Origin of the sequence: Actinoplanes missouriensis 431 (assembly GCF_000284295.1) — a bacterium.
Lineage (GTDB): Bacteria > Actinomycetota > Actinomycetes > Mycobacteriales > Micromonosporaceae > Actinoplanes > Actinoplanes missouriensis.
In genome coordinates, this window is record NC_017093.1 from 6,273,865 (window position 1) to 6,286,522 (window position 12,658).

The following is a 12,658-nucleotide window of genomic DNA, read 5'->3' on the forward strand; positions in this document are numbered from 1 at the left end:
CCGGCACGGTCTTGTCGTACCCGGGCGGTAGCTTGCCGGGGTGACGCCGATCGACGCCGGCCGGTTCGCCGGTCTTCTGCACGCCTACGGCCAGGCCACTGACACGCCGGCCCATCTCGACGCGCTCGCCGGCGGTGATCCGGCCGCTCTCGACGCCGCCGTCCATCACCTGTGGTCGGCGATCATCCATCAGGGCACACCGTGGACCGCCACCGCGCCCGCCGCCCTGGTGGTCGCGGCGCTGGTCGGCGACTCCTGGATGTCCGGTCCCGCCAGAGCCGGCCTCCGCGCCGATCTGCTCGGCTTCCTCGCCGAGGTCGCCGAGGCCGGGATGCCGTTCCCCGAGCTGACCGACCTCGAGCCGCCGCCCGGCTTCGATCTGGACGCCGTGGTGGCGCAGGCCGTGGCCGAGGACGAGGACCGCGCCGCCTCCGACCGCCTCACTTCCCCGCCACCACCGCCATCACCCCGCCCTGCCGCCGCGGGGAGGGCGGCGCGGGGCGGACGCTCACCTGGCGAACGCGCACGGGCAGACACTCCCGCGGAGCGAACACTCGCGCGGGGCGGGGCCGGCGAAGCTCCCTGGGCCGGCGGAAGCCCTCCAACCATCTACCGGCAGCGGGCCTGCAGGCGCGCGAAGAACATCGTCAAGCTGCCCCGCGCCCCCTGACCCCCGTCGAATCCGCGCCAACTGCTCCGCAGCAGGGCCGCCAGTTCGTAACACGCGTCGATCGGCACCAGGAAGCAACCCGCGCGCCGCACCACCAGCGCCTCCACCCCGGGACTCAGCGCCGCGAACGCCGGATGCCGAGCCACCAGACGGTCCCACACCGCACCCGGCAGTTCCGACTCGACAGCGCCGCCGGGCCCCGGCCCGCACACGACCAGACCCTGCCCGACCCGGGTGACGATCGCCAACCCGGCCGGCACCCGCAGATCGTCCCACGTCTCCTGCGCCGCCACCTCGCCGGGAAACTCCAGGTAACGATCGGGGACGGGCCGGATCCGATCATCGGAGGCGGGACGCGCGTGACAACCCGGGCAGCCGCACACCAGGGCCCGCCGCGACTCGTCCAGCAGATGCCGGTGCCGCGAGCTGATCACCGCCGAGCAGATGCCGCACCGCGGACCGTCCGGCACCCGGGCATCCCAGCGACGAACAGTTCCCCGGACGACGCCCCCGCGCGAGGCACCTCCGCGCCAAGCACCCCTGCGTGAACCAGCCCGACGCGACACCAGCACGGCCATCGAGACCTCCCGAGCGCCAATGAGGCTCACAGGTTAAACGCCTGCCAGCGGCACCCCACAAGCCCGAACACCCCATGGAGTGCTCGCCGTTGAAAGAGTTTTCATAGCACCCGAATGTGGCGTAGAGGTTGCACATTGACGCAGCTCACGAACGCCTTGCACATCCACACCCGGACATACCACTGTGGATGCAGACGGCCCGCTGCGGACCGAGACGCGGCAAGAAGTTTCAGATTTTGCGGCCGTCATGAGAAGGGAGCATCATGCGTACGAAGCAGATCCTGGCCCTGGGCGCCCTCGCCGGCGTCCTCGCCGCCCCGGCCCTCGCCACCCCGGTTCTGGCCGCGCCGGAGCAGGTGGAGAAGCAGGCGGTGAGCGCCGCCGACGTCGTCCCGATCGCCGCGACGTTCAACGTGGTCGCCGGCTTCACGTCCTACGGCCAGAACGTCTACGTGGTCGGCAGCATCCCCGAGCTCGGCTCGTGGGACCCGGCGAAGGCCGTCCCGCTGACCACGACGAGCAGCACGTTCCCGAACTGGACCGGTGGGGTGGCGCTGCCCGCGAACACCTACGCCGAGTTCCAGTACATCGTGAAGAACCCGAACGGCACCGTCGCCCGCTGGGAGAAGGGCTACCGGCAGAACCGCTCCACGATCACCCCGCCGACCGGCACCTACATCACCCACGACACGTTCGGCGGTTACTGATCGGCACGAGCGGTTGATGATCACCAAAGACGCGTAGGGCGCCGAGGGATATGGCCTAGATATCCCTCGGCGCATGATCATCGTATCGGCAGTGCGGTCCGTCCCTATAGTTCAGTTCGTGGCTCAGGGTCTGTCCTACAACGATGCGCTCAAACTGCTCGGCGGCTCCGGCCCGCTCGCGAAAGCCGCCGACAACGTGCTGGGCGGCGCGCTCTCCGTCGCCACGGCCGGCGGCAGCGACGCGGCGATCAGCCTCTTCGACGCGAAGACCGAGGTGGTCCGGCTGGGACGCCTGGTCACCCAGAAAATCACCGATCTGGTACGGGGCCAGAGCCGCTACAACCGCAGCCAGCGCCTCCACGCCGCGCACAGCGTCCTGGTCGTCACCGCCTTCTTCGAGACTCTCGACACCGACCAGAGCCGGGACGACCAGCTGGCCGCGGTGGCGTCCGCACCGGGCACCTGGATCGAGCAGCTCCTCACCGCCACGATCCCGGCACCCGGCCCGGACGTCCCCTTCGACGCCCTGCTCACCCGGCTGCGGGACTGGTTCACCCGGCACGCCGACGACCGGATCGCCGGCGCGGCTCTCGCCCGCTACCAGGAGCACGTCCGTGCCCTGATGACCGAGGTCCCGGAGTTCGCGATCTGGATGCGCCAGCAGGAGGACCGGGCCGTCTCCCGCGGGCTGGAGGCGCTGGAGGCCACCCTGCTGCGGGTCACCTCGCACCGCGACCCGGTCCGCCACCGCGCGGCGCTGGCTCTCACCTACCGCGCCGGCCTGGGCAGCCCGGTCCTCGGCGGGGACTCGGGCGACCTGACTCTGCCGAGCCTCGGTACCGCGTACCTGGATCCGCGCTTCCGGGTGAAACCCGGCGGTCCCGGCGCCCGGCCGGCGGAGGACGGCTGGTGGGACACCGCTGTGCGCGACGATTTCGCCGAACTCCTCGCGGTGTACCTGACGACGCCGCAGGCCGCCGTCGCTCCGATGCTGCTGCTCGGCCAGCCCGGCGCCGGCAAGAGCGCGCTCACCCGGATCCTCGCGGCGCGTCTGCCCGCCGCCGACTATCTCGTGGTCCGGGTGGTGCTGCGCGAGGTGCCCGCCGAGTCCCCGATCCAGGACCAGGTCGAGGCGGCGCTGCGCAGCGCCATCGGCGAGACCGTGGCCTGGGCGGATCTCGCCGGCGACGCGGGCGGCGCGATGCCGGTGATCCTGCTCGACGGTTTCGACGAGCTGCTGCAGGCCACCGGCGTGCACCAGTCGGACTATCTGCAGCGGGTCGCCGAGTTCCAGCAGCGCGAGGCGGTGCTCGGCCGCCCGGTCGCGGTGATGGTGACCAGCCGGGTCGCGGTCGCCGACCGGGCGCGGATGCCGGCCGGCAGTCTCGCGGTCCGCCTGGAGCCGTTCGCCGAGCCGCAACTCGAGCGCTGGGTCGCCACCTGGAACCACGCCAACGCCGCGTACTGGGAGGTGACCGGCCGCCGCCCGCTCACCCTCGACGTGCTGAAACGCTATCCGGACCTGGCCGGGCAGCCGCTGCTGCTGCTGATGCTGGCGATCTACGACGCGGACGCCAACGCGCTGCAGCGGGACGGCGACGAACTGGGCGCCGGTGAGCTCTACGAGCGCCTGCTGCACTCGTTCGCCGAGCGGGAGGTCCGCCGGATTCACGCCGGGCGCCCGGACTCCTCGCTGCCCGAGCTGATCGAGGACGAGCTGCTGCGTCTCTCCGTGGTGGCGTTCGCGATGTTCCACCGCGGGCGCCTCTGGGTGACGACCGCCGAGCTGGACAACGACCTCGCCGGGCTCGGGCTGCGGCCCCGGCGGGAGACCGGCGAGGGGTTCCGCAGCCCGCTCACCGCGGGCCAGGAGGTGGTCGGGCGCTTCTTCTTCATCCAGCGCGCGCAGGCCCGTCAAGACGATCAAACCCTGCAGACGTACGAGTTCCTGCACGCCACTTTCGGTGAATACCTCGTGGCCCGGCTCGTGGTGCAGGCCCTCGCCGACGCCGCGGCACGCGCGAAGGCCCGCACTCTCAGTCTCGGCGCCGGAACCGAGGACGATCTGCTGCAGTCGCTGCTGGGATACACGCCGCTCAGCGCCCGCGCGACGGTCCTGCCGTTCGTCGCTGAGCTGCTGACCAGGCATCCCGACGTCGGCGAGTGGCTGATCGGCCGCCTGCGGGTGGCGGTGACCCGGCCGGCCTACCAGCCGCGTTCCTATCAGCCGATCGAGAAGCGCGTCGACTATTGGATGTCGACGTACTCGTTCAACCTGGCCCTGCTGGTCCTGGCCGCCGGGCACGAGGTGCGGGCCTCCGAGCTCTTCCGGTACGCGAAGAGGCCGGCGACGTGGCTGCGGGACACCGCGCTGCAGTGGCGTGCCGCGGTACCGGCCAACATGTTCCTGGAGGCCATGAAGTCGGTCGGCGTCATCCGGACCTGGACTGGCGACGGCCGCCGGGACCTGGTCCTGACCGGCACGCCGCACGAGGTGGCGCCGCCGGTCGAAATTCTCTGGTCGCAGGACTACGGGATGGTCCGGGACTCCGGCGTCACCCGCCACGACCTGCCGCTGAAGGACGCCCTCACGTCGATGGATCTGAGCGGCGCGCTCAGCGACGACCTGCTGCGGCACGCGCTGCAGCCACTGCTGGACCGCATGCCGGAGGCCGTGGAGTGGGTCGTGACGGACGCGGAGGGACGGTCGGTGTCGATGGCACACCTCCTGATCGAGGTCCTGCTCGCGTCGGCCATGGAGAAGGACCCCGACGCGCTGCGGTCGATCCGCGAACGTGCCCTGACCCTGGCCCGCTCGGCGGAGTTCGGGTTCCTCGCCGACCATCTGCGGGGCCCTGAGGAGTAGCGATCAGGCCGCCGGGTTGCGGTGGATCGCCAGGTCCCCGATCGTGTCGGTGGCCCGCTGCCGGGGCAGCGGGAACCCGCCCGCCCGCAGTTCCCGGGTCAGTTCCGGGAGCAGCGCCTCGATCCGGATCAGCTCACCGCCGCCGCTGATCCCGTCCCGCAGGACGCGCAGCAGGGCGGCGGTGAAGGCCGAGTTGCGGGCGCCCTCGGGCGCGTGGGCCTTGTCGTTACGCGCGGTGGCCGTCAGCACGTAGGCCCCCTTGATGTCGAGTTCGCCGCCGGGCTCGTCGCCGGCCATGAACTCGATGGCGGTCCCGGCGTAACAGCAGTCCAGGATCACCACGCACCGGCGGCACGGGCTGCGCTGGATGAGGCGCCGGATCTGCGCGTACGGCAGGGAGGTGACCTCGACGTGCGCCGCTGTCGTCTCGCTGAGCCCGAGGTAGAGCCCGTCCTCGGAGAACCCGTGCCCCGCGTAGTAGAGCAGCAGCGTGTCCAGCGGCTCGGCGGCCAGCTCAGCGATCTTCGGGATGTCCGCCCACCCCGGATCGGCGAAGACGTGCACCCGTTCAGGAGCGAACGCCCCGTGCTTCGGATCGCTCAGCACGTCCCGCAGGTCGGCCAGGTTGCCCGCCACCGACGGTAGATCCGGAAGCCGCGCGTCACTGTAGGAAGCCGTCCCGATGAGGATGGCCGCCGACTCGGCGGGAGCGGGCAGCAACCGGTTCACGACACGAACGCCCGCCGCCGCGGCATCCGGAACCACGTCGACGACCGGCACCGGAATCCCGGCCATCTCCAGCACCGCCACCACGTCCTCGGGCCCCACCACCGGGGAATCCGCGATATGCGATACCTCAGGTTCCCGGCTGTCCGCGCGGACCCGCGCCAGCGCGGCGGCCTCGTCCAGGAGATCGAGCGCCCGCCCCGGCGAGACGAACGCCGACTCGTAGCGGTCGGCGTGGGCGGCGGCAACGACGAGGGCTTCGTCGGCGACCTCGACGTCATAGTGTGCGGCGACGCCCTGCGCTGCCCGCCGCAGCATGGGAAGAACCTGTGCCAGACCGGGCTCCTCGACGGCGATCGGGACGAGCCGCCCGCGCAGGAAGGGGTCGTTCAGCAGTCCGTCCCTGGCGGTGGTGTCCCGGACCATCAGGACCGCTTGGAGGGTGCCGGTGGTGATGTCAACGAAGAGCCCATGGAACTGTTTGTCATCGACGAGGAGTTCAGCGCCGTCCACGCACAGGACATCCTCCGGACCCATGTCGAACTCCGCCTCGGAATCCATCCGCCGGAGATCAATCGTCGCCAGTTTGCGGCCTCGCAACTGCTGCGGCACCTGACCCCTGTCGATCCGGTGTCTCAGGCCCTTGACCAGCTCAGACTTGCCCACACCCGCGGGACCGGTCAGCAGCGCGCTGAATCTCCCCCGGCGCACCAGGATCTGGGTGAGGCGCTGCAACTCGCGGTCCCGCCCCACGACCGGCAGATCCTCGGCGGCAGGCGCGGGTGGCCGGCCGAGTTTCGCCAGCAGCCCGGCACGATCCACACCCAGCCCGTCGAGGATCCTGATCGCTCCGCCCTCGCCCTGCCGGAGCAAGGCGATCAGGATGTGCTCGGGACGGACCTCGTCGTCCCCGGCCATATCCGACTCCACCACCGCGAGCCTGCAGATCTCCTTGGCCTGTCGCGAGAACGGGGTGTTGACGCTGGAATTCGCTCGCGCCGGCCGCTTGACGCCGGGAAGTTCGCCCAGCACTCCCTGCCGGGTGACCCCGGCTTCACGCAGCACCTCGCACGCGTCGACCAGGCTGAGCAGGACATGCCCCGTACCCATGTAGTTGTGGCCCCGCTGGTGAGCCTCCTCCTGCGCGCCGAGGAAGACCCGGCGGGCGGCCGCGTCGAACTTCTCAAACATCGGTGTCGTCGTCCCGCAGTTTGCGCAGCAACTCTTCCGCGGTCGCGTCCGCGTCCTTCACTCGATCGGACTCCAGCTCGATCTCCCGCTCCCCCAGTCTCACCCGGACGCGGGTCGGCTGCCGCTGCCGGCCGAGCCACCCCGCCACCGCTCCGGCGAGTGCCGCCAGCAGCGTGTTGTTGTCGGTCACCCACTGCAGCGCGTCCGGGACGAAGCCCATCTCACCAGGCTTGATCGGCGCATCGATGCGGCTCAGACGCGTACCCCGGAGATCGGCGTCGGAGCGCAACTCGCGCTCCACAGCCCGCAGGGTGTCCGGGTCCGCGAAAATCTCCACGCGCAGCGTCATGGAAGCACGTTACGGCATCAGCTCAAGCGCACCTGCAGACCGGAGAGGCTGGGTCGCACGCTGACCACCGTGCCGGCCGGGTACCGCAGGGTGTGGTCGCGTTCGGTGGAGATCAGGACGAGGCCGATCCGGTGCCCGGCGGCGAAGACGTGGTCGGTGGTCTGGAGGTCCCAGTGGAAGGTGTACTCCCGGCCCGCCGTGATCGGCACGGTGCGGGCGGGCGAGAACCGGTTCCGGACGTCCAGCCAGCCGCGCGTGACGATCTCGAACGGGGTCGACGCGGTGACGTACTCACGCTGGTTGAAGCAGCCCGGATCGCCCTCGATGCCGGGGCCGATGCAGTCCTGGGTGGTCAGGGTGCGCAGGCCGGCGTACCGGTCGGCGACCCCGTAGTCGACGAGCAGGGCGGTCAGGTACGGCGAGTCGCCGGTCAGCGAGGCACGCACGGTGACCGTCGGTGTGCCGGTGAGCCGGGTCTGCCGGGACAGCGGCGACGACAGGTAGGCGAGGCGGTTCGGGTCGGGGCCGGCCGTCGCGGCGAGATCCTCGGCGGTCCGGGACGGGTCGTCCACGAACGACTGGGCCGCGTGGGACCAGCCGCCGCCGAGCGTGCCGTCACCGAGCCGCAGCGACTGGGACAGGCCGGGCAGGGGCCAGCGGGCCGAGGTCTGCCAGACGCCGGGCGCGGTCTCCACGTCCGCGATCGGCTCCCGCATGACGCCCGTGTCGATCTTGTACAGCCACGTGTCGAACCACCGCTGGAGGGTGGTGAGCCACTGCTGCCGCCTTACGTTGAAGGGGTCGGTGTGCGCGGCCTGGTGCAACCAGATCTTGCGCGGCACACCGCGCGCGGACAGCGCGTCCCACCACTGGCCGGCCTGCAGCGTGCGCACGTTGTCGTCGTGCAGGCCGTGCACGAGGAATACGCTGGCCCGCACTTTGTTCACGTCGCGCAGGTAATCACGTTCCGCCCAGAACGCGCTGTAGTCACCGGTCTGGCGATCCTGCGCTTTCTCCAGATAATTCATCGCTTCGGCGCAGACTTCCGGGTTGGCCCGTGTCAGCACCGCTTTCGCCAGCACGTCGGTGTCCTCGCCCTGGAAGCCGCCGGGCGCGACCACCCCGCCGTTGGCCCGGTAGTAGTCGTACCAGGAGGAGATCGCGGCGATCGGGACGATCGTCTCCAGCCCCTTCACGCCGGTGGTGGCGACCGCGTTCGGCAGCGTGCCGTTGTAGGAGACGCCGATCATTCCGGTACGGCCGGTGGACCAGCTCGCCGCGACGGGCTGTCCCGCCGCGTCGAACGCCGGCGCCCGCCCGTTCAGCCAGTCGATCACGGCTTTCGCGCCGAGCGTCTCGTTGCGCCCGCCGGAGGTGGGGCAGCCGTCCGAGCCGCCGGTGCCGAGGCTGTCGGCGAAGACCACCGCGTAGCCGCGCGGCACGAAGTAGTTGTCCAGGTACCCGGCGAAGGTGATGTTCTGCGCCCGGTCGGCGGTCCGCGCCGAGCCGACGGTGAGGCCGCCGTCGCGGTCGATGTCGTCGTGGTTCGGCACGTCGTTGAGGCCGGCGTAGTACGGGCTGGCCTGGAAGATCGCCGGCACCTTGACCGGCGCGTCCGGCCGGATGATGCGCACCGCGACCCGGTCCGGCTTGCCGTCGGCGTCGCTGTCGACGGTGGTCTGCACCCACACCTGCTCGCGGATCGCGGAGGCGTAGTCGTAGATCGGCTGAGTGCCCGGAGCGGCGGCGTTCGCGGGCGCCGCGGTGAGCACGGGAGCGCCCACGAGGGCCAGCAGAACCGCCAAGACGATGCGCATCGCCGCACTATATCGCCGCGCGTCGATCAACGGTACGGATGATGCATCGATCGCCGACTTCGTCTACGGTCAGCGGTGTTCCGATGTGGACAGGAGAATCCGCGATGAAGCTGAGGATCTTCGCGGCGGCGGCGACCGCCACCGCCCTGGTCATCGTCCCCGGTACCGCAGCCACCGCAGGCGGGCACGGTCACGGTCACTACGACCCATGTGCGCGACAGGCCAACGACACCTACGCCGAACTGCTCAAGTGCGTGACGCTCAAGGGCGTTCTCGGTCACCTGCAGAAATTCCAGAAGATCGCCGACAAGAACGACGACGCCTACTACCCGGGCTCCCGGGCGGCCGGCACCGAGGGGTACGCGGAGAGCGTCAAGTACGTCTCCGGGCTGCTCCGCAAGGCCGGTTACAAGGTCACCCTCGACCCCTTCGAGTTCCAGTTCGTCTTCCCGGCCCTGCTCCAGCAGCTCACCCCGGTGAACGCGGAGTACGAGACCGGCGCCTTCACCAACAGCCCGCCCGGCGACGTGACCGGCCCGGTCGTCCCGGTCGACATCAACCTGACCGGCGACCGCGCCACCACGAGCGGCTGCTCCGCCGACGACTTCACCGGCCTGGACTTCAGCGGGCCGAACGACATCGCGCTGATCCAGCGCGGCGGCACCCTGCCGGACGGCACCACCTCGTGCTCCTTCGTGATCAAGGCGCAGAATGCCGAGGCGGCCGGCGCCGAGGCCGTGATCCTCTTCAACCAGGGCAACGACCCGACCCGGGAGGGCCTGATCGTCGGCACGCTCGGCGACAACCCGCCGGTCACCATCCCGGTGGTCGGCGCGAGCTTCGCCGACGGCTCGGCGCTGGCGCAGGCCGGCTCGACCGCGCACGTGCGGGTCCTGCCGTCCGAGACCCGCACCGACGTGAACGTCATCGCCGAACTGCCCGGCCGGAACCGGAACAACGTGGTGATGGCCGGCGCCCACCTGGACAGCGTCGGTGACGGCCCCGGCATCAACGACAACGGCTCCGGCTCGGCCGCGATCCTGGAGACCGCGCTGCAGATGGCGAAGATCAGGCCGCAGAACACCGTGCGGTTCGCCTGGTGGGGCGCCGAGGAGGAGGGCCTGATCGGCTCGACCGCGTACGTCGCGGACCTGCCCCAGGCCGAGCGTGACCGGATCGCGCTCTACCTCAACTACGACATGGTCGGCTCGCCGAACTACATCTTCCAGGTCTACGACGCGGACGAGTCGTCGTTCCCGGCCCCGGTCGTGGTGCCGCCCGGCTCGACCGCGATCGAGGACCTCTACGAGTCGTACTACACCTGGAAGAACAAGCCCTACGACGACGCCGAGTTCTCCGGCCGCAGCGACTACCAGGCGTTCATCGAGGCGGGCATCCCGTCCGGCGGGCTGTTCACCGGCGCCGAGGTGGTCAAGACCGAGGAGCAGCAGGCCATCTGGGGCGGTGTCGCCGGCGAGTCCTTCGACCAGTGCTACCACCAGGCCTGCGACACGATCGGCAACCTGGACCTGGGCGCGCTCGAGGTCAACAGCGATCTGATCGCGTTCGCCCAGCTCACGTTCGCCTACTCGACCGAGTCGGTGAACGGCGTACCCGGTAAGAAGGTCCCGGGCAAGCCGATCAGGCTGCCCGCGCCGGCCGGTCCGCAGGGCACGTTCAGCACGGACGGCGGTGACGGTCCCCACCACCCGGAGGACTGATCTTCACAGGCCGATCCAGGGGCGCGGGCCGCAGCGGACGCTGCGGCCCGCTGCCTTGTCCATCCGGGTGCGTTGAGGGTACGTGTACCGCTTCCGCCCCTGCCTTCTCCTGCTGTCCGGGGTACTGCTCGTGATGGCCTCCCTGGCCGCGACCACGGCTGCCCGGACCGGCACCGACCGTGCCTTCTGGGTCCCCGCGCCCCCGCCGCCGACGATGGTGGCCCACTACACGTTCGACGGCGCCGGGCCGGAGATCTGGGCGGACAGCTCCGGCAAGGGTCACACGCTCACCCCGGTCACCGGCCACGCCACCCCGGAGCTGGCCGTCCGCGACACCGGCCGGGCCGTCCGGTTCCCCGGCCCCTGCCGGATGTCGCCCTGCCCCCGCCTGGTGCTGCGGGCCGCCACCGCCCCGGACCTCAATCCCGGCGTCCGGCCGTTCCGGTTCGGCGCGGCGGTGCGGCTCGCCCCGAACCGCACCAGCAAGGGGCAGAACATCCTGCAGAAGGGCTACTCGACCGAGGGCAGCCAGTACAAGCTGCAGGTCGACGGCAGGTCCGGCCACCCCAGCTGCGCGCTGGTCTCCGGCGCCGCGATCCACCTGGTCCTGGCTCGGGTGACGGTTGCCGACGACCGCTGGCACACCGTCGAGTGCCGCCGCCACGACGGGAACCTCGCCGTCTACGTGGACCGGGTCGCGCAGGGCATCGTGGCGCTCCCGGCGGACCTGTCAGTGGTGAACAGCGAGCCGCTGAGCCTCGGCGGCAAGAGCGCGTTCGGCGACAACGACCAGTTTCACGGGATGCTCGACGACGTCTGGGTCGCGGTCGGCTGACGGGTCCGCTCCCAGAGCTTGCGGGCCGCGGCGGCCTCGGTGAGCGCCCGCAGCAGCGGCAGCGCCTCCTCGGTGGCGGACCGGCCGGCCTGCTCGAACTCGCCGATCCGGGACAGCTCCCAGAACGCGTACCCGTCCACCTCCGGGCTGAGCACCAGGTCGGCGTCCTTCGCCAGGGTGCCGGTGCCGCCCGGCTGCAGCGTGGAGACCGCCACCATGATGTGCAGGATGGTGGCCGGCGGGCGGCGCGGCAGCGGGCCGGACACGTCGACCGCCACCACGATGTCGGCGCCGAGGCGGCGGGCCACCCCGGCGGGGACGATGTTCACCAGCGAGCCGTCGACGAGCATCTGCCCGTCCCGGTCCACCGGCGGGAACACGCCCGGCACCGCCGCACTGGCGAGCACCGCCTGTGCCACCGACCCGTCCCGCATCACCACCTCCTCGCCGGTCGCCAGGTCACAGGCGACCGCCGCGAACGGCAGCCTCAGGTCGTCGAAGGTGGCGTGGTCCAGCGCCGTCTCCAGGAAGAGGCCCAGCTTGCTGGTCTCGAAGAGCGCTTTCCGGGTACGGGCGGGGCGCACCAGCCGCGCCCACCGCAGCGTCTGCGCCAGCTTGAGGATCTCGGACGGCGGCTTCCCGGCGGCGTAGAGCGCGCCGACCAGCGCCCCGGCGCTGGTGCCGGTGATCACGGCGGGCTCCAGCCCGGCCCGGTCGAGCACCTCCAGCACGCCGACATGCGCGGCCCCGCGCACCGCGCCGCCACCGAGGGCCAGCCCGATCCTGATCTCCGGCGTCTCGTCCAGGTCCATCCCTCCACCCTGCGACCCGCCCGAACGCTTCGGCAAGCCGGTGTGTCCAGCCCCATCGTGCCGGTCGGCGCTTATTTGACCTTTCGGGTGGACCGGGCGACCACCGCGTCGTATTCCGGGTGCTTCTCCAGCCAGCCGCTGATGAAGGGGCAGATCGGCACGACGGTGCGATGGCGGGACCTCGCGTCGTCCATCACGGCCTTCGCCAGGGTGGAACCCACACCATGGCCCTCGTACGCCGGGACGACCTCGGTGTGCGTGTAGACGATGATGGCGCCGGTCAGCTGATAGGTGACGAACCCGGCGAGGTTGCCGTCGTCGTCACGCGCCTCGAAGCGTTCGCGCTCGGGCGCGTCGGTCACAGAGATGCTCACCGCCTCATCCAA

At 71.0% G+C, this 12,658-nt stretch carries 11 protein-coding genes; 5 read left to right on the top strand and 6 right to left on the bottom strand.

Going from position 1 to position 12,658, the window contains the following annotated elements; all coding sequences use genetic code 11:
• The first annotated feature begins 40 nt into the window (after positions 1-40).
• Entirely contained in the window at positions 41-670 is a 630-nt protein-coding gene (locus tag AMIS_RS28845; RefSeq protein WP_014445968.1) for a hypothetical protein, read from the top strand.
• On the opposite strand, the gene AMIS_RS28850 is transcribed toward AMIS_RS28845, so the two are convergent.
• The gene (locus AMIS_RS28850) at positions 610-1,140 is read right to left on the bottom strand and encodes a DUF5947 family protein (protein WP_014445969.1); all 531 of its coding nucleotides are present in this window, start codon (positions 1,138-1,140) and stop codon (positions 610-612) included. The two genes, AMIS_RS28845 and AMIS_RS28850, sit on opposite strands and share 61 nt — an antisense overlap.
• A 371-nt stretch (positions 1,141-1,511) precedes the next feature.
• Here AMIS_RS28850 and AMIS_RS28855 point away from each other — a divergent pair, with 371 nt between their 5' ends.
• Complete coding sequence (locus AMIS_RS28855) at positions 1,512-1,955, top strand: CBM20 domain-containing protein (RefSeq protein ID WP_014445970.1); 444 nt, start codon at positions 1,512-1,514, stop codon at positions 1,953-1,955.
• A 118-nt stretch (positions 1,956-2,073) separates the two neighbouring features.
• Positions 2,074-4,821 carry an NACHT domain-containing protein gene (locus tag AMIS_RS28860; RefSeq protein WP_157435118.1) on the top strand — a complete coding sequence of 916 codons (2,748 nt, stop codon included), beginning with the start codon at positions 2,074-2,076 and terminating at the stop codon, positions 4,819-4,821.
• A gap of 3 nt (positions 4,822-4,824) precedes the next feature.
• Here AMIS_RS28860 and AMIS_RS28865 read toward each other — a convergent pair whose 3' ends face one another.
• Genes AMIS_RS28865 through AMIS_RS28875 form a run of 3 tightly spaced genes read right to left on the bottom strand, consistent with a single transcriptional unit; the run spans position 4,825 to position 8,904 of the window.
• Complete coding sequence (locus AMIS_RS28865; protein ID WP_014445972.1) at positions 4,825-6,738, bottom strand: caspase, EACC1-associated type; 1,914 nt, start codon at positions 6,736-6,738, stop codon at positions 4,825-4,827.
• A complete protein-coding gene (locus AMIS_RS28870; protein WP_014445973.1) occupies positions 6,731-7,087 on the bottom strand; it encodes an effector-associated constant component EACC1 in 357 nt (118 codons plus the stop codon). Before AMIS_RS28870 ends, AMIS_RS28865 begins: the two co-directional genes overlap by 8 nt.
• A 17-nt stretch (positions 7,088-7,104) precedes the next feature.
• Positions 7,105-8,904, bottom strand: a complete 1,800-nt coding sequence (locus tag AMIS_RS28875) for a Xaa-Pro dipeptidyl-peptidase (protein WP_014445974.1) — start codon at positions 8,902-8,904, stop codon at positions 7,105-7,107.
• Positions 8,905-9,008: 104 nt separating this feature from the next.
• On the opposite strand from AMIS_RS28875, the gene AMIS_RS28880 reads away from it, so the two are divergent.
• Both AMIS_RS28880 and AMIS_RS28885 read left to right on the top strand, forming a co-directional pair.
• Positions 9,009-10,625, top strand: a complete 1,617-nt coding sequence (locus tag AMIS_RS28880) for a M28 family metallopeptidase (protein ID WP_014445975.1) — start codon at positions 9,009-9,011, stop codon at positions 10,623-10,625.
• Between the two features lie 82 nt (positions 10,626-10,707).
• On the top strand, positions 10,708-11,460 hold the full coding sequence (locus tag AMIS_RS28885; RefSeq protein WP_014445976.1) for a LamG-like jellyroll fold domain-containing protein: 753 nt from the start codon (positions 10,708-10,710) through the stop codon (positions 11,458-11,460).
• Here AMIS_RS28885 and AMIS_RS28890 read toward each other — a convergent pair.
• Positions 11,421-12,272 carry a patatin-like phospholipase family protein gene (locus tag AMIS_RS28890; protein WP_014445977.1) on the bottom strand — a complete coding sequence of 284 codons (852 nt, stop codon included), beginning with the start codon at positions 12,270-12,272 and terminating at the stop codon, positions 11,421-11,423. The two genes, AMIS_RS28885 and AMIS_RS28890, sit on opposite strands and share 40 nt — an antisense overlap.
• A 71-nt stretch (positions 12,273-12,343) precedes the next feature.
• The gene (locus AMIS_RS28895; RefSeq protein WP_041830127.1) at positions 12,344-12,646 is read right to left on the bottom strand and encodes a GNAT family N-acetyltransferase; all 303 of its coding nucleotides are present in this window, start codon (positions 12,644-12,646) and stop codon (positions 12,344-12,346) included.
• Between the last annotated feature and the right edge of the window lie 12 nt (positions 12,647-12,658).